This is a genomic window from Prevotella sp. P6B4, assembly GCF_000619985.1.
GTDB lineage: Bacteria > Bacteroidota > Bacteroidia > Bacteroidales > Bacteroidaceae > Prevotella.
Genome location: NZ_JHVE01000012.1, coordinates 57,094 through 81,281, shown reverse-complemented (window position 1 = coordinate 81,281; position 24,188 = coordinate 57,094). Strand labels below are relative to the sequence as shown.

Here is a 24,188-nt window from a genome sequence, read left to right as displayed (position 1 = left end):
GCTTTTTTATTAAAGAAACTATTCATTTATTCACATGTACAGGAAGGGAAATATCACTTAACCGAGTTTCGACAGGAAGCGCTCTCTATCCACCATGAAGCGCAGGTGGGTGCCCTCGCCTATCAGCACATCGCCGGCATAGGCCGCAACCTTGAACTCTATCTTCCTGCCATCCACCTTCACCACCTCGGCTGTAGCCGTAATCTTATCGCCTACTTTCGAGGGTTTCAGGTGCGATGATGCGATATGGCCGCCAACGGTGGTACTGCCCTCGGGCAGCTCACCAGCCACTGCCAGCATGGCTGCATTCTCCATCAACGCCATCATGGCTGGCGTGGCCAACACAGGCATATCGCCCGACCCCATCTTCACGGCAGTAACGGCGTCAGTTACTATTAACTCACTGGTATGTTTCAATCCAATTTCTATCATCTTCTTATGCTATTTATTAATATTTGTGCAAAGCATGACGCTTATAACTTAAATCAATCGTTAATATAGGATTTCGTCGTCATATCATAATACAGTGCCTCCAGCTCCTGGAGGGTCAGCTTCTCCACAGAGTGCTCGATGATTCGGATCAGCTCGTCGCGACGGAAATCGTCAGTCTGATTAAATCTATTCATGTATGCCATCACTATCTGAAATCGTTAAAATTCAACTTATGTTAATTGTGAGGGCAAAATTACGAATTTATTCTTAAAAATGACTACCTTTGCCGTAGCTTTTAATATGTTTTGTGATATAAGATGAGGTATAATGCCTTTACATTTGTTATATGGACTACCTACCCAAAGACCCTGCTATACTGGTTTCGAGCGTGAATATGCTCCTGAGAGACGAAGAGTTTGACACGCTGGAATCATTGTGCTACAACTTCGGGACAGAGCCGGAGGATATCAAGAATTACCTGTTAGGCCACGGATTCGTGTACAGCGAGCCACAACGGCAGTTCCGCCCGATAGGATATGATGAAGAAAGAAGATGATAACCAAAGACAGTATCGAGACCGCCTATAGTTTTCTGCATCAGAAGCAGAGAATATATGTTCATTCCACGCTCGACTGGCAGAAGGATGACATAGAGATGGCTATTTCCGACTATGCCAACGACATGAGTCAGGAGCTGTATCATGCCATCAGTAACGGCAGAGCTGACTTCCTTCGAGACCACAAGCGGTTCAAGGAAGACATCACCAAGGCCGTGGAGATACTTGAGAAAATGCTATAATGATTATGAAGAGTTTTGAAGAAGAATTGCGTAAAGACCTGCATCAGTTCCTGCTGAGCATGAACGAGGTTGACGAAAGGATGCCAGAGTGTCCTGATGTAGAAGATAAATGGGAGGAGATAACCAGAGCCTACCTCCCCGACGGCATCCGCGAGTTTCAGGGTTACCCATCGGTATCGCTCGGCTGGATGATGTATCTCGGCATGGCCGTGGCCAAGATGTGGGACACGGAATGGGAGATCTATTCGAAAGTAGAGAACCTCTACGCCTATATACGCGACAAGCGGGGCTACGATGCGATGGACGAATATATCCGCGAGGAGGTGCTGTTGTTGCAGGGCGATGACTACACCGCTCTGGAGAAGTTGGCTGGCGAGTGTGCCTCACGCGTTTACAATGCCCTGATGCACCAGCGGTATGAACCAGGCACGAAAGAGGCCTTCAACGGCTACGTAGCCTGCCTGCACCAGCTCTACCTGATGGGCGCCGCCATACAGCTGAAGCGTATGGGGTATCACATGACGCAGATGAACTGATACATTCGTGGATTTATGAGGATTTTCATCGCAAAGATACGCATTATCTTCGTTTTTTTGTAACTTTGGAAGAATTTGCAGGATTTCTTTGTATAAAGGCAGTCTGGGGAATTGAAAGAAAATGGGGTTACGAATTGGCAACCGTACTCAATTCCACATTCTTCCACCTAAAGGTAGAAGTGTGGCTTCGCATTCTGCTATGAAATGCATTCAATGAACACCCGATGATGTGCCACCAGCCGTTTTATGGCTCATCATCGGGTGCAAAGGTAATCATTCTATTTCAATTAAGCAAATCTATTCATACATTTTTCTTCCGAGCTTACTCTCTGTTTCTGCAATCACTGCGGCATCTTTTGTGGCACCTGCCATAAAAGTGCGTATTAGGCTACGTCCTATTACCCAATATTAGTGACGTATCGCACACATTGGCTACACTCACATGAGTTTTCTCAACTCCTCTGGTTCAGGAAGTATACCTTGGTATTCCTTGGGTAACTCTGAAGATGTGCGATAGGTTGCTACACCCATTGGCTTGTTGATGTCTCGGAATGCGAACTCCACCGTTTTTGAATCTCTGTCCTTGCAGAGAATAATTCCGATGGAAGGATTCTCATGAGGTAGTTTCACATACTCATCAAGTGCTGACAGATAGAAATTCAACTTCCCTGCATACTCTGGCTTGAACTCACCCCGCTTCAATTCAATCGCGATTAGTGCCTGAAGGCGGCGATTGAAGAACAGCAAATCTATGAAATACTCTTTTTCGGATACAACAAGACGATACTGATTACCCATAAACGAGAAATCACTACCCAATGCCATGATGAAGTTCTTGATATTGTGAACAATCTGCTGTTCTATTACACGTTCATCTGTCTCGTCGGGATCTTCAATGTTCACAAAATCAAGCAGATATTCGTCCTTGAACGAGCGTAATGCCTTACTGCGCAAATCCACATTTGCAATGGTTGTAGCAAAGTTATTGGGCATGTTGCCACGCTTTCCAAACAAATCGTCCTTCATATAATATTTCAACTTGTCGCCATTCCAAAATCCAGTGGCACAATTCACGATATAGAACAATCGTTGCTCTACGTCCTTCTTTTGGGCCAGTATTTCATAATGGTTCGTAAAACCAACGGCAAGAAAGGCATCTAATGTATCTGGAGGCAATTCGTCCGTTGTCAATGGACGAATTTCAATATGTCCTTTGTCGCCTACTGGAATGATGCTATTTTGTAAATCGTCCGCTGACAATGGACGATTCTCGAACATGCCACACCATGCCTCGTAGAAGATACGCATACGTTTGATGCTGGTCTCAGAAAAACCTCTTAGTCCAGGTAGTTCCTGTTGCAGCAATTCTGATATGGTACCAATAGCATTGCTGCCCCATCTTGCTGATCTGCTTTGAACGGAAATATACCCGCCAATGGCATAGTAAAGAGCCAACACTTCCTTGTTTACTAACCGTGCTGCACGATAGCGACTTTCCAATATCGCTTCCTTAATAGCCTTTACAGCCTCAGCATACGTCGCTGTTATTTGTTTCTGTTCCATATTAATCGTTTGCAAAATTACATATAAATATCAAAGTATTATTAGAATTTGCCTAACTCTTTTAGGTCATCCACATCGTATGGAGGATCTTTCCTATGCAACATTGCATGACAATTAGGACAAACAGGTACAAGATCCTTTATCGGATCCAATTCGTATTCCTTGCCAATTGATGAAAGGGGTACTTTATGATGAACATGAATATAACCACGACCTATTGGTCCATACACTTCTTCAAAGTTCATACCACAAACAGCACATTTGCATCCATGAGCGGCTATACACTTTTCTCTTGCCTCACGATTGCGTTCATAACGATTGACCACTATCTCTCTCTTCGCTCCTTCAAATACCGTTTCTGGATTAGGTATTTCATCATAATCTGTTTGGGAGACCATAAACACATCTAAAACGTATTCTAGAAGACTCCCATAAAGTTTCCTAGGTCCTTGTGGGACACCTTTCATCCCCCTTTTCTGCAATTCAGTTATATGTAAAGATTGGGATGTAGTTCGACCCAATAGTTTTAGTCTATGATATAGCTCTTCTGGGTTCGTCGCTCCTTTGGGAGTATGTTTCTCTCCCCAGTAATTAATATCGTTTATGGTATTTTTATATGGTATGTTTATTTCAGATACTTCCATCATGTAGCAAATTCGTCGAGCAGGCTTAGTTCGGTATATAAATACAACATCACCTTTCTTTGGAGAGAAACTAGCCTGCCAATCTACATACTTGTTATCGGCCAAATAGTCTTCTAATCTAAAAATATTGTCGTTAGACGAAATGAGCCAATAGGTATTTGTTTCTTTTAAACTATACTGTTTCATCATACACATTATTCACCCTAAACACCTTCATACAATTTGTTGTCGACAAAAGAATACCAACGGAACCAAATAGGCAGATTGTATTTGTCCCGAAGGAGTTTCATATATGCCTTATCTTTTTCGTCAGGCTTTTCCGGTCCAATTATAAATAGTTTTTCTGCCAATTCGACATTGGGGTAATGAGCATATTCTAATATTTGCCCTAAAGCCTCACGGATACTCCTTTTTGCGGACATGGTTTTGACTTCAAAGAAATGCCACTCTTGCTCATTCTTTGAAAAACCCTTAATATCAACTCTTTGCTTTATACTATCTAGAGCACCAGATTCTACTTGAATACTATTGTAGTCTTTTTTTAGCAAATCGACTACAGCATTTTGTATTTTCTTATGCAAAGGGTCTATGAGAATCTTACCACCTTCTAAAATACGTTCAAATATACTGGTATCTAACATCTTAGTGTTTCCATCTTCGTCTTTTTCAAACTCAAATGGTCCATTCTTGTCCATTAGATTATACCTATGCCAAACACTGTCAGGTTTTAAAATTGGTTGATTTGAATAGTTTATCTCGGCATCCTCAAATCTAAATTTGATGTTAAACATAAAAGAAGGGGTAAAATCCTTGGCAGTTCCTCCTACATAAAGAACATCTTGACGCATTTCATTTAACCAGCCTTTCTTTTGGTAGAAATTGTATACAGTTTGACTTTCTTCAGAAGATACGCCAATTGCATTTCTCAAGCAGCCGATATAAACTTTCTGTTTGTTTGGACTTATTGTGAACAGATAAATGTCATAGACCTTTCCAAAATGTTTATCGCTTTTTACCCTCATTGGTTCAAGGAAGCCATAGTGATAACCATCTGGCATTATTTTAGAGTCATCTAACAACCACTCCTCATGACCAAATCCCATTTCATTTTCATAGGCATCATTAGACTTTGATTTACCCATTCTTCCAGAAGGGCGTCTCCATTCATTAGTGTTCCAACATAGTCTTGCTATTTTTTCCATATATAGTAATAAGGTTAGATATTAATAACTCTTCTTACCCAATCCATGACAGCAGGAGAACCATCCATAATAAATTCCTGTCCACGTGCCGCCGATTGGAAATAGTCTGATTTCCATCCGTTAGGATTATGTGATATGGGCGTTCCGTGCATAGATGCTGGAAATTCCCATCGACTGCGACTATAACCATTTTTTGTTAATACGAGTTCCTGTCTATAGGTGAATATGCCGCTTCCAGACAATTCTGATGCAAAAGACAATCTTTCTGAAGGCAGATATATGGCGTTCTGCTTTTTTTCCCACGCTTCTTTATAATTATTGAGATTGGCATGAGGATGATATTTCAACCATTTTGGAATCTGGCTAACCAAATCTACTATATTTCCAATCTGCATATAGCCATAAATCACATGCAAATTTGGTGATTTAGGTATATAGCGCAGCTGACCATTATGGTACTCCGTTTTTTTGAACCATCCAAAAAACAGGAACAAGTCTCCTTCCTTAACTCCGTTATCCCTTAACTCTGTCAATGAACTTCCTGTTTGGCCAAAAGCAGGTTTCCACCCTTTTGTTCTTAACAATGTAGTAGCTCTCAAATCAGGATCAAGATGGCAATGACTACCCTCATTCAGTGTGGTTTTGTATTTTAATTGTTTGATAATGTCGAAATAACTTAAACATCCCCATGAGAGTTCACTATATTTATGTACGTCATTAGAAGGGATAGGTAGTGACAATAAAGTCCCATCGGGCAATATCGGACTAGCTTGGCCTCCACATGAACTATCAAATCCTTTTCTGCTCAATATGACTTTCATGGAATAACAATCTATTAGAAGTTATATATATCATCTCAATTGAAGCAAAAGATTCTCAAGGCTCATATTATCCGCAATTAGCACTTCACGAGGTCTGCTACCATGAGCAGCTCCAACTATACCAGCCTTTTCCAACTGATCCATTAATCTGCCTGCCCGATTATAGCCAATTGCGAACTTTCTTTGGATTAGATCTGTTGAGCCCTTTTGGGTCATGACAATTAAACGTGCTGCATCTTCAAACAATGGGTCTAAATGAGTCATATCAACATCATTCACATAACATTCTTCTTCATCATAATATGGATCAGGCAATTCAAAAGAACTGGTATATCCTTCCTGGCAAGAAATAAACTCATTGATACGTTCCACTTCTGTTGTATCCACAAAAGCACATTGGACTCTTATACAATCAATGCTTTTACCCGCTCTAAACAACATATCACCATTCCCTAACAATTCTTCTGCTCCATCACAATCTAGAATGACCTGAGAATCTATCCGTTCTGGCAGTCTAAAAGCAATACGTGTAGGGAAATTAGCCTTGATTGCTCCTGTGATAATATCGTTAGTAGGACGTTTCGTTGAAATAATCATGTGAATGCCAACTGCACGAGCATATTGAGCCAATTGAACTATTGGGGACTCGAAATCTTGTCCCCTTTCTTCAATAAAGTCACCATATTCATCAATAGCAACAACGATATAAGGTATGAATCTATGCCCAATTTCGGGATTTAACTGACGATTTACAAATTTGTTGTTATATTCTTGGACATTCCTAACACATGCCATTTTCAGCAAATCGTAACGAGCTTCCATCTCCTTGCATAAACTGTTCAGCGTACTAACTGCCTGACTACTATTAGACACAACTACAGGTTCATCAGGCAACGAAGCCAAGAAATGATTAGCAATTTGAGCATACATACCAAACTCCACTCCATAAGGGTCCATGAGTACAAGTTTTAATTCTGCTGGATGTTTCTTATAGAGTAAGGACAAAATCATCGCATTTAACGCTACCGATTTACCCTGACCTGTTGAGCCTGCCATAAGAATGTGAGGCGCTTTAGTTAAGTCGAACATAAAGACCTCATTGGCAATAGTTTTGCCTATCGCACAAGGCAGTCCCATCGTTGTTTCTTGGAATTGTTTGGTGTTTAGAATACTATCCAAAGAAACAGTATAAGGGCGTATATTGGGAACTTCTATACCGATAGTGCCTTTACCTAGTATTGGAATTAATATCTGAACATTATGCGAACACAATGCTAAAGCTAAATCATCTTCTAATCCTCTCAACTTAGAGGCATTCACGCCAGGAGCAAGCGTTATCTCATATAAAGTGTTTCTTGGACCAACGGTGGCTTTTATTGTCGATACAACAATACCAAAACTCCACAAAACATCCACAATTCGATTTTTATTGGCTTGTTGCTCTTCCATATCAACGTATGGTGCATCGTCATAATCATACTTTTTTAGTAAATCAAAGGTTGGATAGCGATAGTTCTCCAAATCCTTTTTAGGGTCGTATGGCATGGAGATATCACCATAATTAATGTCACTATGATTATTTTCTCGATTGACAGCTGTATGGTGTGTGTTCAGCTGAGAGCCTACAGAACCTCCATATTGTTGTTCTTCATTGTTGACAGTTGGGGTGACTTCTTGTGCTCTATAATTTTGCGGTTCTTGTTGAATTTCCGTTGAACTATGTTTAGAACTATCGACTTTATCTCTTTTATACAATCCTGTTCCTGGGATGCCTGTATTAACATATGTCCCATTAGGACCTACTGATACATTTGCACCTTTTGGACCAATATTTACCCCTAAACCGCTTTTACTAATATTAATGTAAAAGCCAGGAAATATCTTTATGCGTTTTCGAAACCTCCATCCCATATACCCTAACTATTATTAACAGATTCCATAAATTTCTTATTGAACAACTCCTCCACGCCAACATTCAATAGTTTTGAGATCCTTGCTAAAGTCTCAATATCAGGCTGTGAAGAGTTGGTACACCATTTAGAAACTGTAGATGGACTCACTCCAAGTTCCTCGGATAACCATTTACTGGTCTTCTTTTGTTCCACTAAAACTATTTTTAGGCGATTTACGTCTTGCATACATTTCAAATTTATAGTTTGGGTGTAAAGTTAGTGAAAACTATTCATCCTACAAAGAAGAAAGTTCTTTTTTTAGAGTTTTTTATGAACATATGCCACAATAGCGGTCGCCTGTTATTCCCTTTTGTTTGCCATACCGCAAACGGGTTACGATTTGGCAACCTAACTCCTTCACCAATCCTCCCCAATTTGCTTTTTGCCCCAAATTAAACTTCCTCATTCTTCCCCGTCTTGCCTTTATTTCAGGCCGAATTGCGTTAATCTTCCCAAATCGCTTCGCTTTTACAAGCTTTTTTCGTATTTTTGCATCCAAGTTTACAATACTTTAAATATGTTTTGTGATTATGATAGACCAGATTATTGAATTCAACAAGACATTTGTTGCACAGAAGGGATACGAAAAATACATAACCGATAAGTATCCTGACAAGAAATTAGCAGTACTTTCGTGTATGGATACCCGACTGACCGAACTGCTGCCTGCTGCTCTTGGTCTGAAGAACGGTGACGCGAAGATTATCAAAAACGCAGGCGGTTTGGTTATTTCGGCTTTCGACTCAGCCATGCGTAGCCTGATTGTAGCCATCTACGAGCTGGGCGTACAGGAAATCATGGTGGTAGCCCACTCTCATTGCGGAGCCTGCCACATGAGCTACGACCACTTCCACCATGAGATGATTGCCCGTGGCGTGACGGACGAAACGCTCGACACCATCCGCAAGTGCGGCATCGACCTCAACCAGTGGTTGGAAGGTTTTAAGGACACACCAACCTCTGTCCGTAAGACAGTTGAAACCATCAAGACCCATCCGTTGGTGCCAAAGGATATAGTGGTTCGAGGGTTTATCATTGATTCAGAAACAGGAGCGTTGGAGGAAATCAAATGAAGTGGACAGTATTATATGTGCGCTGTCCACTTCATCATAGCTCCTTTTTCCAAGTCATTTTAATGTGAGGGATTCCATCAAGCATGAAGGTGTCGGATGACTGCTTGAATCCTACACTTTCATAGAATCCTTTGGCATACTCCTGCGCTTCAATATCTATAAGTTTCGCGTCGAAATGCTCTATCGCTGCATCTATGGCATGGAGCATGATTTGCTTGCCATAGCCTTTCCCACGTTCAGTGGTGATGACTCTGCCAATCGAAATCTCCTTCATGTGAGTACCAGCAGGACATACACGAGCTAAAGCAACAATCTTGTCGGCTACTGTCAGCCACAAATGAATGGATTCCTGGTCATCTCCGTCCATATCCTGATAGACGCAGTTCTGCTCAACCACGAACACCTCGCTACGCACTCTAAGGAGTTCGTATAACTCGTCCGTAGTCAGCTCCAGGAACGTTTTCTTATGCAGTTTCGGTTCAAATTGTTTCATTGTATTTCCAAACATATAATATCAACAAGTTCCTCCATACGCCCAATGATGAAGTTGGCTCCGGCTTGCTCCTCGATATTGAGGGATGGCACTTTCTCAACCATTTTGGTATTACCGTTCTCTCTGGGGCTTCCGTTAATTAAAAGAACCTTTGCCATTCTTCTTTCTTAAAGTATTGTAAACTTGGGTGCAAAAATACGAATTTAATCCTGAAAATTACTATCTTTGCCGTAGCTTTTAATATGTTTTGTGATATGAAGAGTTTTAAATCAACTGCGTGGCTGTTGCCACAACCCGTGCTGATTATCGGCACCTACGACAAAGAAGGTAAGCCCAATGCTATGAATGCGGCTTGGGGCGGTCAGTGGGATATGAAGGAACCGTTGGCAAGGCATTCTCTGACGGTAAACAGATGAAATGATCCGGGATTTCATTGCTATCGATTTCGAGACGGCCAATCAGCAGCCGTCAAGTGTCTGCTCCATCGGAGTGGTCATGGTACGTAATGGGCAGGTAGTTGACAGTTTCTATAGTCTCATCCAGCCCGAGCCCAACTACTATAATTATTGGTGCCAACGGGTACATGGGCTGAGCCAACAAGATACTGACGATGCTCCCGTATTCTCAAAAGTATGGGAGCGATTAGAGGAAAAGATAGCCAATGTTTTCTTCTCAGAGCAACAGATAATTGATGATCTCCGCTACCAGATAGCTTCCCTACCCTTCGTGGCCCACAATGCCCGTTTCGATGAGGGATGTCTGAAAGCAGCTTTCAAAGTCTATCAGATGGACTATCCCGATTATCGCTTTTACGATACCCTCACAGCCGCCCGCAGGCAATTTGGTCGTTCCCTACCCAACCACCAACTCCACACGGTTGCAGCCGCCTGTGGCTACGACCTGAAGAATCACCACCACGCACTGGCCGATGCCGAAGCCTGCGCCGCCATCGCCCTATATATACTTTAGAATCATGCAACTATTTCTGCTTGTAAAACGTATTAGCCATTTGGCTCTAAAGTCAAGTGGAAGGAATCGCAACCAGGTTGTCTCAGCGCGTTTATAATTCTTGACACATTATTTCAATGAATAGATGAAAAAGACCATTATTTTTGCGATGCTAATTGCCATCATGATAGTAGCATCGCCAGTATCGGCACAGACCATAGTCAAGGGCAACGTTGTCAACGAACGAGGTGAGGGCATCGAATACGTTAGCATCGGATTCGAGAATGATAGTGTTGGCGTCATCTCAGACGCAAAAGGACACTTTGAGCTTACAATTCCAGCTGGACGGAAAGATGAACTGTCATTCAGCCATGTATCGTATCTTAACGCAGAGGTTTCCTACGAGGAATATGCTAAAAAAGACAAGCTCACCGTAGTTTTGAAAGACAAAGTGGTAGAACTGGCTGAGGTGGTGATTGGCAAGAAGAATAAGCCCAAGACCATCGTAGGCAAAGGCATACCTGCCCCAGGACTCGTTGGCACTTCAGGACAAGGATCGAACTTAGGGCCTGAAGGCGGTGTAGCTTTTTCGTGTAAAAGGAGTTATGTCATCAGCGATATCCTGGTGAAGATATCCAGCTGTACCTTCAAGCAATGTAAGGTAAGTATTAACATTTATGAAAGGAAAGGCAAGCAATTCGTGAATATTCACCAGAAGCCGATATACGAAACACTCACCAACGATAAGAGCAAGTACATCTTAGACATCCGCCCAGAAGAGAACATTGTACTAAAGCCCAAGACAGACTATTATGTTAGCATTCGCGTGGTGGATGGCTTTGGTAAGAAGGGGTTCTTATACCTGAATGCCTACATGAAGAATGGGCTGTATCGCAATGCTGTGAAAGGAAAGACCAAGAAACTCCCCGTCTGTCCAGCAATTCAGGTGAAAGGGTATGAAATAGAACAATAACTCAAAGCAATAAGATTGTACTTCGACATCCTCTCAAATGAGATATTACAAAGAGACCTGCCCAAACGGGCAGGTCCCTTTAATTTATATCAGTGTGATATTTACTCTTCAACAGCAGCCTGCGCGGCGGCTAACAGATGCTGATTATCAACAACTTACAGAGTTATTGTAAACTACTGGCGACACTTTTACGACACATTCTGCACGTTTTTACACGCTCATGGCAACGAAAACGTGTTTTTACGGCAGAAAAATCTCTTTCTATGTCATATTTATGTATTTTGCTAAATTGGAATTTATTTGTTGATTTTATATATTCTCTACATTATATGCATCTACTATCTATATTTTAGGATTTCCTTTATAATCCCATGGATATGCTGCATATCCCTTGTGTTCGGTCCAGAGTTCCCTTGGAATGCAGTACCTGAAATTTTGTCTTTCAGATATATTATACCGTGTAACTGCAATAGGCTCAATTGCTCTTGCCCTTGGACAATATTCTAGCGCAGGAACAGCCCCCATTTCTCCTAAAGCATCAAACTGGAATAGCAAGGCTCTGGTCTTTAATGGTCCATTGCAAAATTTACCGTTGCACTCGATGGAGCGGATGAGTATTCCTCCGTATGACTTTTCATTACTCTTGAATGCAAGATCAACACCATAGTCATGGTTGAACCACTCTCCAGCCTCAGTCATACGCTTGTACGTTATATGCGCTGTGTCAGTTAAGTTATAATAAAACTCTATCTCGACCATGTGATATAAATTTTTTCCTTTTCTGATGACAAAATTGTTGAGCAAATTCTTAGCTATTCCCTTGAAAATGCTTTCAATTTTGGTAGGATATGTCTCTGTTAACACAAGACTATTTCTTAAACATTCCAATTCTGTCATATAATAATCAAATCAACTTAATCAATTATTATATTTATTGTATTGGCACAAGTTTGCCAAATGCTTTCCAACTAATATCCTTCTTATACTTTTTAACAACGGGAACATGCACGGTAACTTGTTCCAGAGGGACATCATCAAAAGCACCATCTATCGCTGGTGGCATCTCCAAATAACAGTATATATCCGTGAGGCTATTACATGAACAGAAAGAACCGTAACCAATTTTAGTCACTCCCTCAGGAACAACGATTTCAATAAGCGATGAACATCCTTGGAATACACAGTTGTTTAATGCAGTCAAATTTCTTGGTAGCTCTACTTTTTTCAAACTTGTACATTCCCTGAAGGCAGAGCGTTCAATTTTGTATATACTTTCTGGGAACTCAATGCTAGTGAGAGCTTCACATTTCGCGAATGCTGCTTCTGGAATCACCTTTAACGATTTAGGGAACTTAACACTTTCAAGAGAAGTGCAATCAGAAAAAGCATAAGAAGCTAATGCTTTAAGACTATTCGGTAAAACAATAGATTTTAATGCTTCACAATGAAGGAAAGCCCCCTTTCCTATAGATTGGAGTCCCTCATTAAAGTTTATAGTCTTCAAACTTACACAGTTATAGAATACCTCTTCTCCTATCTCTGAAATAGTCGAAGGTATCGTTATGGATGAAAGTTGCTGACAATTGTGAAATACGCCTGACTCGATACGAGCAACACTACTAGGAATAACAATCGATTTGAGCTTAACACAATTATAGAAGGCGCGATAACCTAGTGTGGAAAGTCCCTCAGGTAAGACTATACTCTCCAACTCAATACAATGATTAAAAGCATTGCTGCCAATTTCTTTTACACTAGAGGGTATTGTTATATTTTTTAATCCATGGCAACGTGCAAATCCATTAATTCTGGTTACACCTTCTGGTATAATTACCTTCTCGAGCTTTTCGTTTTGGTTACCTACGTCGTCACCGAGAGCAACAATCTTATATGTCACTCCGTTATAATCTATAGACGAAGGAATTATGAGTTCTGTATCGTTCTCACGGCCATACCACCTTTTAAAAATAGCCGTATGGGTATTTTCGTCAATATCATAAAAATATCGACCACCTATCTCTAATTGTACAACATTTATGAAATTTCCATCATCGTCCATACTACGATATTCAGAGCGTCTTATCTCTGTTTGCTGTGCGTACAATTGCATTATTGATAACGCAATCGTTAGAAATGTAAAAAGCTTCTTCATCATTTTGTACAAATTGTTTGTTTATATGAAAAATAATGTGGGCAGATATATTCCGATTTATCTGTTTATTGAACTATTCTTTATTGCTTCCAACTACATACGAGCAGTATTTACTGAGCAGATTAGCTAATGGCAAATCACCATTCTGATATCTGTCTGCATCGAGCCTTAAGATTCTTTCGCAGATAGTTTTCTTACCTTTATATAAAGCATTGAGATATGGAATGCCATTCTCCTCTGTGATGTTTATATCGGTGAAGAATTGCGTAAGGTCTTCGGCGTCATAGACGATGGAGTAACTTGGTCGCTTGGCTCCTGGGATATCCTCAATCAGGATATTCTTCTCAACGAGATCCTGAATATCACGTATAGCTGTATCCTTCGAGCATTTTGCCAATGTTGCCCACGTCTTTGACGTTATCTTTGCCTCATAGCCGTCAAGGAACAGATTGAGCATCTGCGTTTGCCTTTCTGTCATTGGAACAGACGATGCCTTCTGCCAGAAGAAGCTCTTATTCAGGATTGTGGTGACGATGGTGTCTGCCTCGTCAAGTGCATCCACCAATTTCTGCATGTACCATACCAACCACTCCGTTATATCTCCGTCACCATGCTGCATACGCTCCAGAATCTCGTAGTAGTGATTCTTGTCCTTGTTAATCTGTGATGAGACATTGTAGAAACGGAAATCGCTCTTTTCTCCACGAGCAAGAAGCATGTCTGAAAGAATGCGGGCCAATCGCCCATTGCCGTCCTCGAAGGGATGTATGCTCACAAACCAGAAATGAGCAATGGCAGAACGGATGACACTGTTCACCGGCTCCTCACCATCAAACCAAGTGAGGAACTTTTGCATCTCCTTTTCTACGCGGTCTGGAGATGGTGCAATATAGTGAATTTTCTCACGTCCGAACATTCCGCTGACAATGTGCTCCTCGTTTGTACGATACTGCCCCGTTTCTATCTGACCGCCTTCACTATAGCTTGATGGGAAGAAAGCTGCTTGCCATGCACATAGTTTCTGTTTACTGAGAGGCATATCATAGTGCTGAACCGCTTCGAGCATCACGCTGACAACGGAATCGACATAGTGCGAAGGCGCACTATACTTCACATTCTCAATGCCAAGCTTTCTGGCGATAGAAGAGCGAACCTGATCCACGTTCAGCCGTATGCCTTCTATCTCCGAAGAATACACCACATCGTATGTCAGGTTCTCAGCCATCGCTCGCAGCTTGCTATCAAAGCCCAGCGAACTCAGCCTGCCGTATAGCAAGCCCTGCATGCGGAATACCTTCTCCTGAAGGAGTGACACCTCAGAAGCGTTCCAACGGAAGTTTGTCCAATTCTCTCTTTCGTGTATATACATAACGCATTCCTACTTTGTGCAACATATTACAGCGACTAACGTCGCAAATTCTGCGGCAAAAATACTAAAATAATGTCGAATCGCCAAACAAAAACGCCACAAATATGAAACTATTATTTGAAAAGAGTCCTTATATCCATAGAAAGGAACTCTTCAGCGCTTATACCACCGTCACCCACGATAAATGCAGATTTAGGGCAGAACTTATCTCTAAACTTATCAAGTCCTTTCGTATTCTTTTCTGCATTACTCTTCACCTCGATGGCAACGACTGTTCCCTTCTTGCGAAGAATAAAATCAACCTCGTCGGCAAGTTCACGCCAATAGAACACTTCAATACGATGAACAAAAGACTGACTAACAATCCAAGCACCTATCCCCGATTCAAAGATGCGCCCCCACTCTTTTCGATCCATAATAGCCTGATCGAACGTATGAGGATTATAAACTATCTACCGAGCAGCAGCACCTTAATGTTGCGATCGTGCAAGGTATCATCATCCCACTCCTTCTTTACAACCTCACTCCAATTAGATATCTTCTGAATTTCATCGATAACAAGAATGATACTATCAAGGCCTTTGCTCTCCTTCAGACTTCGAACAGCAGCCCAACAGTTAGATACCCAAGCAGTATTTGAGGCAGGCACATTATCGGCAGAAAACTGCTGATAAGGCAAATCCAAGTCTTGAAGCACCTGCTTAACAACTGTAGATTTTCCCACCTGACGTGGTCCCATAACAAGCTGAATGAACTTTCTCGGCTCTTTCAGCCTACTTGTAATTACCTGATATTCAGCTCTTTTATACATAATTCAAAATTTTACTCAGTGGAGTGAGTAATTTTACTCAGTGCAAAGATATAAATCATAAATAGAATCACCAAACATTTTCCCAAAAATTTCAGTTTTACCACTATACCACCTATTTAGGTGGGGTACGTACCACCCTTATCACTCATATTTTACGCCCAATTTTTCATAAACTATCCTAATTGTTATGTCTAATTAATGAATAAATTCTTAAAAATGTCTATCTTTGCCACTACATTTATAATCACCACGCACTGGCCGATGCCGAAGCCTGCGCCGCCAAATGTATTTAGGCATTATGAGTATGATAGACCAGATTATTGACTTCAATAAGAGTTTTGTGGCACAAAAAAGCTACGAGAAGTATCTGACCGACAAGTATCCCGACAAGAAAAATGAAACTAACATATATATTCCATAGCGGCTTTGTGCTTGAGACGGAACATGCCATCTTGGTATTCGACTATTGGTCGGATCCGAGTGGAGTGATAGAAGATGTGCTTCAGAAACAAAAGCCTATCTATGTTTTCTCCAGCCATTTCCACGAAGACCACTTTACAAGGGCTATTCTTGATTGGAAAAGGCAAAAATCGGATATCACATACATCTTAAGCAAGGATATTCTTAAACACAGAAGAGCCAATAAGGATGATGCTGATGTATGGCTGGCAAAAGGTGGTTCGTGGTCTGATGAGAAAGTTAACGTCAAAGCACTTGGCAGCACGGATAGCGGCGTATCATGGATAGTAGAGATAGAAGGCAAACGTATTTTCCATGCTGGCGACTTGAACAACTGGTATGCAAGATTCCTACCAGATGTGGTACCAGGAGAAACTATCTATAGCGAGGAGTTCGATGAAGAGATAGATCCGATAGCCCACGAGAAACAATATTTAGGCGAGTTGAAAGATATTCGCAAAGTTGCGGATGGTTTCGACCTTGTGATGTTCCCAATAGACGGACGCATAGGCAATGGCTATACCCTCGGAGGCCGACAATTCATCGAGCGCTTCAAGGTTGGCATGTTCGTTCCTATGCACTTCGTCGCCAGCGGCTTCGAATCGTCCTGGCGTATGAAGGAATATACGAACGAAAGGCAGATTCCATTCTGGGAGATTAAAAGAGAAGGAGAAACAATACTGTTAAGTAATGGATAAAGACGAGAAGCGACTACTACAAAGGAAACGTCTGATGGACAATAAAATCTATCAGACAATGAACGATATCACTCGTTACATGGATCGCTATTATCTTGACGCTGTCATTGGAATCATTCCAGGATGGGGCGATGTAATAACCATGTTTTGTGTAGTTCCTTTCATCTATTTCTCAACGCGCGTCATCAAAAGCATCCCCCTTACTCTTGCAATTATCAACAATGCACTCCGTGATGTGCTATTGGGTATGATACCATTCTTTATTGGCGACGTTATTGATGTATTCCACCGCGCTAACACTAAGAACATGGCGATGATTCAAGGATTTGTTGACGGCAACGTGACCGTAACAAAGGAGGTGAATCAAAAAGCTATACAATCAGCCGTTATACTAATCATCCTACTTATACTCATTGCTCTTATGATATGGGCTTTGGCAAGTTTTGGTAGTCACTTATATTCACTAATCACCTAATAGTCAAGCATTTAGAATTAAATTGAAATTTTACTCAGTGGTATGAGTAATTTTACTCAGTGCAAATAAACTACACTTTTCAATGAGTTTTAGCACCCAAAAACTACACTTTTCAATAAAAATCCCCATACAAAATTACAAACAACCGAACCAAACTTTCACAAACGACCGAACAAAATCACCACAAACAACCGAAAAATCAAAAAAAATTTGGACAATTCAATATAAATCTGTAACTTTGCGCACAAAATCAACAACGAATAAAATGATGGATAATATGTATAAACCAAGAATTGTTGACAGACTTTTGGCTCGCAAGCTGGCAGGTAAGGGTGCAGTGTTGATTGAAGGACCAAAATGGTGCGGCAAGACAACGACAGCGCGCCAGCAAGCTAAGAGTCTGCTTGATTTAGGAGACACAGAAGTTTTAAAACAGAGCAAGCAGATGATGGAAATCAGTTCAAAGACACTCCTTCAAGGCGAAACACCCAGACTGATTGACGAATGGCAGACGATAACAGAACTATGGGATACTATCAGAAATGAAGTGGATAAGCGAAATACGTTTTCTCAATTCATCCTGACTGGTTCTACAGTTGCACCACAGGCTGAAGATACAGTTCATAGTGGGACGGGGCGTATTGGCAGAGTCAAGATGCGTCCGATGAGTCTATATGAGTCTGGAGAATCTACGGGTAGCGTCAGCCTAACAAATCTCTTTGATGGCGAGACGTTTGCTCCCCAACCCAATAGCATCGATTTGGAGCGCATTGCCTATCTGACTTGTCGTGGCGGTTGGCCTCAAGCAACAATGCTAGAAGGTGATATTGCACTGGATCAGGCTTTTGGCTATGTTGATGACATAGCAGAAAGAGATATACAACGAGTAGATGGTGTAAAACGCAGCCCAGAACGTACGCGTCTGTTGCTTCGTTCTTATGCCCGTAATATTTCTCAGCAAGTGCCCTATAGTACCATTAAGGCCGATATGCTATCAAACGATGCAAAAACACTTGACGAGGATACCGTCGCTGACTATATCAAGGCTCTAAGAAAGCTTTTTGTGATTGAAGACCTCGATGCATGGAATCCTAACATCCGCAGTAAGGCTGCGATTCGTACTAGCGATACTCGTCATTTCGTTGACCCAAGCATTGGTACGGCATCATTAGGTTTAGGTCCAAAAGACCTGATAAACGATTTGGACTCATTTGGTCTTATCTTCGAAGATATGGCTGTACGCGACCTACGTGTATTTGCTGAAGCACTTGATGGAAAGCTCTATCATTATCGCGACAGTTCAGGCCTGGAGTGTGACACGGTGTTACATCGTCGCAACGGCACATATGGACTAATTGAGGTGAAGCTTGGTGGCGAAAAACTGATAAACGATGGTGCAGATGCTTTGAATAAGCTTGCCGACACCATAGACACCACAAAAATGAAGAAACCTTCATTCAAGATGGTTATAACTGCAGTTGGTCCCTATGCATACCAAAGGCCAGACGGCATATTTGTGGTTCCCATTGGTTGTTTAAAAGATTAATATAAACAAGACAAACAAAAAATCCCCGCCAAGGTAAAACTTGACGGGGTTCTTTTTTATAGTGATTGAAGGGATTACTCTTCAACAGCAGCCTGGGCGGCGGCAAGACAATGCTGATTATCAATTACCGCAGACTTTGATCTCCATCTGTTCATGCTCGGCAGAATAATAATTCAGCGTACCACCTGCAATAGCCCTAATGTACTCTTGCTTTGACTGATGCATCCCAGTCATGTGGATCAGCACAAAATCATCGGCATGGATACGGTTTAATGTCACCGTATCCTTAGCCATCATAGCCTCATACATTACTCGGTAGAGGGCTTCTATTTGACTTTCGTCTTCTTTCTCCTTGCAAGGCATAGTGCAAGCAAGCTTGCCCTCAGCTCTTGCTTCGTTCGTCAGTTGTTCTTTGTCCGTCTTTGCTTGCATGATTATTGCCGTCATTCCAAGAAACAGTATCGTAATAAGGCGATTCATTAATGTGTAGCCTTGAGATACTGTAAGTCACCATACCAATAAGAAGCTGTACAGCCACCGTCAATCAGAAAGTCGGCACCGCTGATGAAACGTCCTCGGGAGGACATCAGGAACTCAGCCATATCACCCACTTCGTCGGGTGTTCCGGCACGGCGGGCGGGCATGCCCTCAATCATCTTCAGGTAACCATCCTTGCGTGGGCCATGCAATTCATCGTTGGCCAATGGCGTGATGATGATACCTGGTGAGATTGAGTTAATGGTGGCACCACGTCGTCCCCAGCGAGTAGCCTCGAACATCACGCGGAGCACATTGCAACGCTTCGAGTACTGATAGGCTTTCAGCGTGTCGTTGATTTCCTTCAGGAACGGCAATTCCAGCAGCTTGTCAACAGGAGTTGTGGCTAAAGCCTCGTTCTGTTCCTGCGATAAGGCTGGCAGACGATGACCGCTTTGTGACGAGATAATCGCACCTGATCCACCCTCTGCAATCACCTTGCCGAACTCTTCCAATAGAACACTTGTTCCATAAAGGTCAACGCGAAGGATCTCAGCTACGGGAGCCTGTGAAGGTGACACACCAGCGGCATTCACAACATTCGTTACGTATCCTTTGTTGGTGGCAAACCCCACCAACTTCAGGATGTCCTCTTTTGAACCAAGGTCGCATTGGATAGTTGAGCACTCAAATCCTGCATCTTCCAATGTCCTTGCTGCTCGCTGAGCATTCTCTATGGAGTAGTCTGCCAGCACAATGTGCTTACCAGCCGACACACGACGGATAATAGCCTGTCCGATACTGCCAGCACCTACTAATACTGATACTTGTTTCATTGTTGTTTGATTATCATTTCAGTGCATTATAGGTAGCATCATCTACTGGCTCGCACCACTCGTTTGAGGCATCTTCTTTTACATCCTTATGATATGTCAGGTGTTGGAACCACGAGTCTTTCTGTGCTCCGTGCCAGTGCTTTACCTCGGCAGGGATGGCGATGATAGTTCCGGGAGTCATCTCCTGCGGCTCCTTGCCCCATTCCTGATACCAGCCGCGACCTGCAACACAAATCAGTACCTGTACCTGCTTGTGGTGGATGTGCCAGTTGTTGCGGCAGCAAGGCTCGAAGGTGACGTTCATCACACCACCACCGACATCTGCCAGATAGCTCTGACCAATGAAATACTTTCCGTAAGGATTAGGCTCGCCCTTGGGCCACTTGGTGTTCAGGGTGTAACCTTCGTTGCAGAGCCAAGTGCAGAGCTCATCGACCTGTTGCTTTGAGTTGCCCATATTCACGGCGCCCTGCTTGTGGGCAGCCAGTTGTGGAGCAACACCATCGAGACCGCTCAGGGCTGCTACGGTTACTATCTCGCGATCTGCAGCAGAGAGCTGGTCGCCAGCGAAGATGTCACCAAAGAGGTGTGACTTCAAATAGTAGTCGTCCTGCGGACAGAACTCATAGTTAAAGGGCTTTCCTGAGAGTTGTGTCTGGTTCTTCACGCCCAGTTCGTAAGCCTTCTTAGCATCATTCCACTCTGCAGGACGCTTCCAAGGCTTGCCTTCTTGCCATTCCGGCTGCTTGTTGGCTTTGCCTTCGTCCGTCACGACTCGTCCATCTTCGAGCAAGCTCGGATGGCTCTCGCTGCTCCGTCCGTTCTCCAACACCTTGCTCAGCACGCCAAGTGCATTCAGCGAACGTGGAAAGCCGGTATAGGCATAGAGTTGCGAGAAGGCCTCCTTCAGTTCGTTGATGGTTACGCCCTTGTTGAGAGCCATACGCACGGTAGGCTCCAAACGATTCATATCACCCTGTGCCATGAGGCAGGCACATGCTGCCAATCCCTTTTGACGCTCTGTCAACGTCTGTGCATCTGCTGTTGCCATCATCAATAATGCTACAAATAAATAGACGATTCGTTTCATATTACATGCTCTCCTTAAGAATCTCTGTCACGTCTGACTTCGTCAGATTCAGATAACCGGCGGGATAGCAGATGGTGCCCTCGGTGATACCGGGAATCATATCTTCAGTGGCACCCAGTTGAGTGATGGTCAAGGGCAGACCTATCTCTTGCATCCAGGCTTTCAGGGCCTGCAGACCAGCATCGGCTATCTGTTCGTCGGTCATTCCGTTGCTCTGGATATTCCACACGTTCTTGGCGAAACGCACAAACTTAGACAGACCGTTCTGCATGGCGCGGCGATAGTAGGCCATTGAGACAGATGCCAGCGCATAGCCGTGTGGGGCATGTGTCCAAGCACCCACGCTGTGACCAATCATGTGAACCATCCAGTCCTGCTGCTTGCCCAATCCGATAAGGGTGTTCAGTGCCCATGTGGCTGTCCACATGATGTTCGAGCGTGCCTCGTAGTCCTGAGGATTCTTTACAGCGATGCGGCTGCTGTGGATGACAGAACGCATCAGTCCTTCAGAGAGGTAGTCGCTGGTGTTGTCATCAAAGTCCGAGAAGTACTGCTCCATGATGTGGTTCATGATGTCGTAGATACCCGCCTTCATCTGGTTCTCGGGTACGGTCATCGTGAACTTCGGATTGAGGATAGAGAACTTAGGCATCAGACGACTGTCGAACACATGCCCCACCTTGAAAGTATGCTCTGCATCTGTAATCACAGTGCCGGCGTTCATCTCAGAGCCTGTGCCAGCCATCGTCAGGATACAGCCCACAGGCAGCAGTCTCTGGTCCTCAGCAGGATTCTGCTGCTTCAGCCAGAACTTGTCCCAGTAATCGCCTTCATAAAAGACAGATGCAGCCACGGCCTTCGAGTAGTCGCAAACGCTGCCGCCGCCAAGAGCAAGGATCAAGTCTACCTCGTTCTCGCGGGCAATCTTGACGCCCTCATGCAGTTTCTCTAAGGTGGGATTGGTCATCACGCCAGGGTTCTCAACGATGGTCTTGCCTGCCTCTTTGAGGATAGCCACCACCTGGTCGTAGATGCCGTTACGTTTTACACTGCCACTGCCGTAGTTGAGCAGCACCACTGGGCCGTAGCCCTTCAGTTCGTCCTTGAGGAAGTTCAAAGACTCATCACCAAAATACAGTTTGGTTGGGTTGTAATAAGAAAAGTTTCCTAACATAGTTGTATTTTTTATTATCCGTAATTCTGAATTAAATATTTCACAAACTGTGGGTCGCCGAAGTTGATGATGCCCGTGTCGTGCTGGTTCAGCTGGGCAATCTGAGCTATCTCGTCATCGCTCAGCGTGAAGTCGAAGATGTCAAAGTTTTGCGCCATACGCTCCTTGTGGCTCGACTTCGGAATAGCCACGACACCGCGCTGGGTGAGCCAGCGGAGGGCAACCTGAGCAGCACTCTTACCATATTTCGCTCCGATGGCAGTCAGCGCCTCGCTCTTCACGATGCCGTCAACACCCTGTCCGCCAAGCGGTCCCCACGCCATCATCTTCGTGCCAAACTCAGCATGAATCGGTTCGATGTCTGTCTGCTGGATGAGCGTGTTGCACTGCAACTGGTTCACCATCGGCTTCAGCTCTACATAGTGGGCAAAGTCGAAGAAACGGCCTGCCTGGAAGTTGCTCACACCGATGGCGCGGACTTTGCCAGCACGATAGGCCTTCTCCATAGCCCGCCAAGTGCCGAACACGTCACCATAGGCCTGATGGATGAGCAACAGGTCGATATAGTCTGTCTGCAACTTGCGTAGACTCTCATCGATGCTCTTGGCAGCCTTTTCCTCGCCAGCATTAGATATCCAGACCTTTGTTACAAGGAACAAATCTTCGCGCTTGATGCCACTCTTGCGCCAGGCATTGCCTACACCTTCCTCATTCTGGTAGGCCTGTGCCGTGTCAATCAGGCGATAGCCCACACTCAGCGCATCGCTTACACAACGCTCACACTCGTCAGGGCTTACTAAAAATACACCGTAGCCCAATGTCGGCATCTGAACACCGTTGTAAAGTTTAATGTACTCCATATTATTCATTTTTTAATATCCTAAACCATTAAGCCACTTCTCGACCTTTTTCTTTTCTGTGCGCACCTCGTGACCGTAGATGCTGAAGCCCTTTGTAACATTTGCACCAGGGAAGGCTTTCTTTACATCCTCCACACAGTTGGCCAATCCAGAACCTTCGTGGGTGGTGAAAGGGATGACAGTCTTGCCCTTCAGGTCGTTTGCATGCTTCTTGAAGAAGGTGAACATCACTTGCGGATAAGTGCCCCACCATACGGGGCCTCCAATGAAAACGGTATCGTAGCCGCTCATATCTACATCTCCTTCGTACTCTGGCAATTCGCCTTTCTTGGTCTCTTCCTTCGCCAGATTGATGAGTGGTGTATAAGCCATCCCGTCGTACTTATGCGTAACGATTTCAAACTGCTCTGCACCTGTCACTTCTGTGATGTAGTCTGCCACAATCTTCGTGTTACCTACCTCAATGTTTCCTACTGCGTAGTTGTCTCCCGCATGTGAGAAGAATACTACCAAACTTTTACCATCCTTGTTCATAACTTTCTCCTGTTTTGCGCCGCCGCTGCATGCTGTCGAGATGAGCAATACCAATGCGGCTGTGATGATACTTTTGATATTCATTTTAAATATACTTTTGAATCACGTTGCAAAGTTACGACGATTTCCTAATACTTTTGTTTCATAAATTACTTCACAATTTTCACTTTTTGCCTAAATCGTTCTTTTATATATAAAATAATGTGTAATTTTGCGCTGTAAACAGCGCGAAGTTGCTCACGCTCGGCAAAATGAGCAAGCTCTTTTGCGCT

28 protein-coding genes and 4 pseudogenes are annotated in these 24,188 nt (G+C 43.3%); 11 read left to right on the top strand and 21 right to left on the bottom strand.

What is annotated here, in order from left to right:
* Window positions 1-57 precede the first annotated feature (57 nt).
* Window positions 58-432 (bottom strand): thioesterase family protein, encoded by a 375-nt coding sequence (locus T491_RS0109395; protein ID WP_028903664.1) that lies wholly within the window; start codon window positions 430-432, stop codon window positions 58-60.
* 53 nt (window positions 433-485) lie between these two features.
* Complete coding sequence (locus T491_RS17905; protein ID WP_197018844.1) at window positions 486-626, bottom strand: hypothetical protein; 141 nt, start codon at window positions 624-626, stop codon at window positions 486-488.
* 152 nt (window positions 627-778) lie between these two features.
* Between T491_RS17905 and T491_RS0109385 the strand changes: the two genes are divergently transcribed.
* The 3 genes from T491_RS0109385 to T491_RS0109375 are packed head-to-tail and all read left to right on the top strand — an operon-like array spanning window position 779 to window position 1,766.
* Window positions 779-988, top strand: coding sequence for a DUF4250 domain-containing protein (locus tag T491_RS0109385; protein ID WP_028903663.1), 210 nt, complete (start codon window positions 779-781; stop codon window positions 986-988).
* On the top strand, window positions 985-1,230 hold the full coding sequence (locus T491_RS0109380) for a hypothetical protein (RefSeq protein ID WP_028903662.1): 246 nt from the start codon (window positions 985-987) through the stop codon (window positions 1,228-1,230). Before T491_RS0109385 ends, T491_RS0109380 begins: the two co-directional genes overlap by 4 nt.
* 5 nt (window positions 1,231-1,235) lie before the next feature.
* Entirely contained in the window at window positions 1,236-1,766 is a 531-nt protein-coding gene (locus T491_RS0109375; protein ID WP_028903661.1) for a hypothetical protein, read from the top strand.
* A gap of 438 nt (window positions 1,767-2,204) precedes the next feature.
* Here the strand turns inward: T491_RS0109375 and T491_RS0109370 are convergent, their stop codons facing one another.
* From T491_RS0109370 to T491_RS0109345, 7 genes and pseudogenes are all read right to left on the bottom strand, one after another.
* Window positions 2,205-3,329, bottom strand: coding sequence for a YhcG family protein (locus T491_RS0109370; RefSeq protein ID WP_028903660.1), 1,125 nt, complete (start codon window positions 3,327-3,329; stop codon window positions 2,205-2,207).
* A 41-nt stretch (window positions 3,330-3,370) separates the two neighbouring features.
* Window positions 3,371-4,162, bottom strand: coding sequence for an HNH endonuclease (locus tag T491_RS17075; RefSeq protein ID WP_051523082.1), 792 nt, complete (start codon window positions 4,160-4,162; stop codon window positions 3,371-3,373).
* A 14-nt stretch (window positions 4,163-4,176) separates the two neighbouring features.
* On the bottom strand, window positions 4,177-5,175 hold the full coding sequence (locus T491_RS0109360; protein ID WP_028903659.1) for a hypothetical protein: 999 nt from the start codon (window positions 5,173-5,175) through the stop codon (window positions 4,177-4,179).
* Between the two features lie 14 nt (window positions 5,176-5,189).
* Window positions 5,190-5,996, bottom strand: a complete 807-nt coding sequence (locus T491_RS0109355) for a hypothetical protein (protein ID WP_028903658.1) — start codon at window positions 5,994-5,996, stop codon at window positions 5,190-5,192.
* 30 nt (window positions 5,997-6,026) lie between these two features.
* Window positions 6,027-7,727: pseudogene (locus T491_RS16170) on the bottom strand (DNA translocase FtsK); the annotation flags it as partial.
* A gap of 24 nt (window positions 7,728-7,751) precedes the next feature.
* Window positions 7,752-7,907 (bottom strand): annotated as a pseudogene (locus T491_RS18095) (DUF4236 domain-containing protein); the annotation flags it as partial.
* A gap of 5 nt (window positions 7,908-7,912) precedes the next feature.
* Window positions 7,913-8,134: a helix-turn-helix transcriptional regulator gene (locus T491_RS0109345; RefSeq protein WP_028903657.1), complete on the bottom strand. Its 222-nt coding sequence runs from the start codon at window positions 8,132-8,134 to the stop codon at window positions 7,913-7,915.
* Between the two features lie 344 nt (window positions 8,135-8,478).
* Between T491_RS0109345 and T491_RS0109340 the strand changes: the two genes are divergently transcribed.
* Window positions 8,479-9,021: a carbonic anhydrase gene (locus tag T491_RS0109340; protein WP_028903656.1), complete on the top strand. Its 543-nt coding sequence runs from the start codon at window positions 8,479-8,481 to the stop codon at window positions 9,019-9,021.
* Between the two features lie 34 nt (window positions 9,022-9,055).
* Here T491_RS0109340 and T491_RS0109335 read toward each other — a convergent pair whose 3' ends face one another.
* Together T491_RS0109335 and T491_RS17685 are read right to left on the bottom strand one after the other, a co-directional pair.
* Entirely contained in the window at window positions 9,056-9,514 is a 459-nt protein-coding gene (locus tag T491_RS0109335) for a GNAT family N-acetyltransferase (RefSeq protein WP_028903655.1), read from the bottom strand.
* Window positions 9,511-9,672: a hypothetical protein gene (locus T491_RS17685; protein ID WP_155950092.1), complete on the bottom strand. Its 162-nt coding sequence runs from the start codon at window positions 9,670-9,672 to the stop codon at window positions 9,511-9,513. The genes T491_RS0109335 and T491_RS17685 overlap by 4 nt, the downstream gene beginning before the upstream one ends.
* Before the next feature lie 96 nt (window positions 9,673-9,768).
* On the opposite strand from T491_RS17685, the pseudogene T491_RS17430 reads away from it, so the two are divergent.
* From T491_RS17430 to T491_RS0109315, 3 genes and pseudogenes are all read left to right on the top strand, one after another.
* Window positions 9,769-9,924 (top strand): annotated as a pseudogene (locus tag T491_RS17430) (flavin oxidoreductase); the annotation flags it as partial.
* 10 nt (window positions 9,925-9,934) lie between these two features.
* A complete protein-coding gene (locus T491_RS0109320) occupies window positions 9,935-10,483 on the top strand; it encodes an exonuclease domain-containing protein (protein WP_028903654.1) in 549 nt (182 codons plus the stop codon).
* A gap of 124 nt (window positions 10,484-10,607) precedes the next feature.
* Window positions 10,608-11,435, top strand: coding sequence for a carboxypeptidase-like regulatory domain-containing protein (locus tag T491_RS0109315; protein WP_081773321.1), 828 nt, complete (start codon window positions 10,608-10,610; stop codon window positions 11,433-11,435).
* Window positions 11,436-11,777: 342 nt separating this feature from the next.
* Here T491_RS0109315 and T491_RS17070 read toward each other — a convergent pair whose 3' ends face one another.
* From T491_RS17070 to T491_RS18255, 4 genes and pseudogenes are all read right to left on the bottom strand, one after another.
* Complete coding sequence (locus T491_RS17070) at window positions 11,778-12,332, bottom strand: hypothetical protein (protein WP_028903652.1); 555 nt, start codon at window positions 12,330-12,332, stop codon at window positions 11,778-11,780.
* A gap of 34 nt (window positions 12,333-12,366) precedes the next feature.
* Window positions 12,367-13,590, bottom strand: coding sequence for a leucine-rich repeat domain-containing protein (locus T491_RS0109305; RefSeq protein WP_028903651.1), 1,224 nt, complete (start codon window positions 13,588-13,590; stop codon window positions 12,367-12,369).
* 70 nt (window positions 13,591-13,660) lie between these two features.
* The gene (locus tag T491_RS0109300; protein WP_028903650.1) at window positions 13,661-14,956 is read right to left on the bottom strand and encodes a Fic family protein; all 1,296 of its coding nucleotides are present in this window, start codon (window positions 14,954-14,956) and stop codon (window positions 13,661-13,663) included.
* Window positions 14,957-15,069: 113 nt separating this feature from the next.
* A pseudogene (locus T491_RS18255) lies at window positions 15,070-15,767 on the bottom strand (AAA family ATPase).
* Between the two features lie 298 nt (window positions 15,768-16,065).
* Between T491_RS18255 and T491_RS17680 the strand changes: the two are divergent.
* The 4 genes from T491_RS17680 (at window position 16,066) to T491_RS0109270 (ending at window position 18,945) form a co-directional block, all read left to right on the top strand.
* The gene (locus tag T491_RS17680) at window positions 16,066-16,188 is read left to right on the top strand and encodes a hypothetical protein (RefSeq protein ID WP_369699755.1); all 123 of its coding nucleotides are present in this window, start codon (window positions 16,066-16,068) and stop codon (window positions 16,186-16,188) included.
* The gene (locus tag T491_RS0109280; protein WP_028903647.1) at window positions 16,163-16,924 is read left to right on the top strand and encodes an MBL fold metallo-hydrolase; all 762 of its coding nucleotides are present in this window, start codon (window positions 16,163-16,165) and stop codon (window positions 16,922-16,924) included. The genes T491_RS17680 and T491_RS0109280 overlap by 26 nt, the downstream gene beginning before the upstream one ends.
* Window positions 16,917-17,399, top strand: a complete 483-nt coding sequence (locus T491_RS0109275) for a DUF4112 domain-containing protein (RefSeq protein ID WP_028903646.1) — start codon at window positions 16,917-16,919, stop codon at window positions 17,397-17,399. The genes T491_RS0109280 and T491_RS0109275 overlap by 8 nt, the downstream gene beginning before the upstream one ends.
* An 82-nt stretch (window positions 17,400-17,481) precedes the next feature.
* Window positions 17,482-18,945 carry an ATP-binding protein gene (locus T491_RS0109270; RefSeq protein WP_369699754.1) on the top strand — a complete coding sequence of 488 codons (1,464 nt, stop codon included), beginning with the start codon at window positions 17,482-17,484 and terminating at the stop codon, window positions 18,943-18,945.
* Window positions 18,946-19,065: 120 nt separating this feature from the next.
* On the opposite strand, the gene T491_RS16155 is transcribed toward T491_RS0109270, so the two are convergent.
* The 6 genes from T491_RS16155 to T491_RS0109240 form a co-directional block, all read right to left on the bottom strand.
* Window positions 19,066-19,308 carry a nuclear transport factor 2 family protein gene (locus T491_RS16155; protein ID WP_036915831.1) on the bottom strand — a complete coding sequence of 81 codons (243 nt, stop codon included), beginning with the start codon at window positions 19,306-19,308 and terminating at the stop codon, window positions 19,066-19,068.
* Window positions 19,309-19,424: 116 nt separating this feature from the next.
* A complete protein-coding gene (locus tag T491_RS0109260; protein ID WP_028903644.1) occupies window positions 19,425-20,258 on the bottom strand; it encodes an SDR family oxidoreductase in 834 nt (277 codons plus the stop codon).
* A 13-nt stretch (window positions 20,259-20,271) separates the two neighbouring features.
* Window positions 20,272-21,348 carry a carboxymuconolactone decarboxylase family protein gene (locus T491_RS17420; protein ID WP_028903643.1) on the bottom strand — a complete coding sequence of 359 codons (1,077 nt, stop codon included), beginning with the start codon at window positions 21,346-21,348 and terminating at the stop codon, window positions 20,272-20,274.
* Window position 21,349: 1 nt separating this feature from the next.
* Complete coding sequence (locus tag T491_RS0109250) at window positions 21,350-22,522, bottom strand: iron-containing alcohol dehydrogenase (protein ID WP_028903642.1); 1,173 nt, start codon at window positions 22,520-22,522, stop codon at window positions 21,350-21,352.
* Between the two features lie 14 nt (window positions 22,523-22,536).
* Window positions 22,537-23,382, bottom strand: coding sequence for an aldo/keto reductase (locus T491_RS0109245; protein ID WP_028903641.1), 846 nt, complete (start codon window positions 23,380-23,382; stop codon window positions 22,537-22,539).
* A 12-nt stretch (window positions 23,383-23,394) separates the two neighbouring features.
* Window positions 23,395-24,000, bottom strand: coding sequence for a flavodoxin (locus tag T491_RS0109240; RefSeq protein ID WP_028903640.1), 606 nt, complete (start codon window positions 23,998-24,000; stop codon window positions 23,395-23,397).
* Window positions 24,001-24,188: the final 188 nt, after the last annotated feature.

What these genes read in the sequence shown, in the direction of transcription:
- T491_RS0109395 (WP_028903664.1), bottom strand. Translation starts at nt 432, where the DNA reads ATGATAGAAATTGGATTGAAACATACCAGTGAGTTAATAGTAACTGAC.
- T491_RS17905 (WP_197018844.1), bottom strand. Translation starts at nt 626, where the DNA reads ATGAATAGATTTAATCAGACTGACGATTTCCGTCGCGACGAGCTGATC.
- T491_RS0109385 (WP_028903663.1), top strand. Translation starts at nt 779, where the DNA reads ATGGACTACCTACCCAAAGACCCTGCTATACTGGTTTCGAGCGTGAAT.
- T491_RS0109380 (WP_028903662.1), top strand. Translation starts at nt 985, where the DNA reads ATGATAACCAAAGACAGTATCGAGACCGCCTATAGTTTTCTGCATCAG.
- T491_RS0109375 (WP_028903661.1), top strand. Translation starts at nt 1,236, where the DNA reads ATGAAGAGTTTTGAAGAAGAATTGCGTAAAGACCTGCATCAGTTCCTG.
- T491_RS0109370 (WP_028903660.1), bottom strand. Translation starts at nt 3,329, where the DNA reads ATGGAACAGAAACAAATAACAGCGACGTATGCTGAGGCTGTAAAGGCT.
- T491_RS17075 (WP_051523082.1), bottom strand. Translation starts at nt 4,162, where the DNA reads ATGATGAAACAGTATAGTTTAAAAGAAACAAATACCTATTGGCTCATT.
- T491_RS0109360 (WP_028903659.1), bottom strand. Translation starts at nt 5,175, where the DNA reads ATGGAAAAAATAGCAAGACTATGTTGGAACACTAATGAATGGAGACGC.
- T491_RS0109355 (WP_028903658.1), bottom strand. Translation starts at nt 5,996, where the DNA reads ATGAAAGTCATATTGAGCAGAAAAGGATTTGATAGTTCATGTGGAGGC.
- T491_RS0109345 (WP_028903657.1), bottom strand. Translation starts at nt 8,134, where the DNA reads ATGCAAGACGTAAATCGCCTAAAAATAGTTTTAGTGGAACAAAAGAAG.
- T491_RS0109340 (WP_028903656.1), top strand. Translation starts at nt 8,479, where the DNA reads ATGATAGACCAGATTATTGAATTCAACAAGACATTTGTTGCACAGAAG.
- T491_RS0109335 (WP_028903655.1), bottom strand. Translation starts at nt 9,514, where the DNA reads ATGAAACAATTTGAACCGAAACTGCATAAGAAAACGTTCCTGGAGCTG.
- T491_RS17685 (WP_155950092.1), bottom strand. Translation starts at nt 9,672, where the DNA reads ATGGCAAAGGTTCTTTTAATTAACGGAAGCCCCAGAGAGAACGGTAAT.
- T491_RS0109315 (WP_081773321.1), top strand. Translation starts at nt 10,608, where the DNA reads ATGAAAAAGACCATTATTTTTGCGATGCTAATTGCCATCATGATAGTA.
- T491_RS17070 (WP_028903652.1), bottom strand. Translation starts at nt 12,332, where the DNA reads ATGACAGAATTGGAATGTTTAAGAAATAGTCTTGTGTTAACAGAGACA.
- T491_RS0109305 (WP_028903651.1), bottom strand. Translation starts at nt 13,590, where the DNA reads ATGATGAAGAAGCTTTTTACATTTCTAACGATTGCGTTATCAATAATG.
- T491_RS0109300 (WP_028903650.1), bottom strand. Translation starts at nt 14,956, where the DNA reads ATGTATATACACGAAAGAGAGAATTGGACAAACTTCCGTTGGAACGCT.
- T491_RS17680 (WP_369699755.1), top strand. Translation starts at nt 16,066, where the DNA reads ATGAGTATGATAGACCAGATTATTGACTTCAATAAGAGTTTTGTGGCA.
- T491_RS0109280 (WP_028903647.1), top strand. Translation starts at nt 16,163, where the DNA reads ATGAAACTAACATATATATTCCATAGCGGCTTTGTGCTTGAGACGGAA.
- T491_RS0109275 (WP_028903646.1), top strand. Translation starts at nt 16,917, where the DNA reads ATGGATAAAGACGAGAAGCGACTACTACAAAGGAAACGTCTGATGGAC.
- T491_RS0109270 (WP_369699754.1), top strand. Translation starts at nt 17,482, where the DNA reads ATGAGTTTTAGCACCCAAAAACTACACTTTTCAATAAAAATCCCCATA.
- T491_RS16155 (WP_036915831.1), bottom strand. Translation starts at nt 19,308, where the DNA reads ATGCCTTGCAAGGAGAAAGAAGACGAAAGTCAAATAGAAGCCCTCTAC.
- T491_RS0109260 (WP_028903644.1), bottom strand. Translation starts at nt 20,258, where the DNA reads ATGAAACAAGTATCAGTATTAGTAGGTGCTGGCAGTATCGGACAGGCT.
- T491_RS17420 (WP_028903643.1), bottom strand. Translation starts at nt 21,348, where the DNA reads ATGAAACGAATCGTCTATTTATTTGTAGCATTATTGATGATGGCAACA.
- T491_RS0109250 (WP_028903642.1), bottom strand. Translation starts at nt 22,522, where the DNA reads ATGTTAGGAAACTTTTCTTATTACAACCCAACCAAACTGTATTTTGGT.
- T491_RS0109245 (WP_028903641.1), bottom strand. Translation starts at nt 23,382, where the DNA reads ATGGAGTACATTAAACTTTACAACGGTGTTCAGATGCCGACATTGGGC.
- T491_RS0109240 (WP_028903640.1), bottom strand. Translation starts at nt 24,000, where the DNA reads ATGAATATCAAAAGTATCATCACAGCCGCATTGGTATTGCTCATCTCG.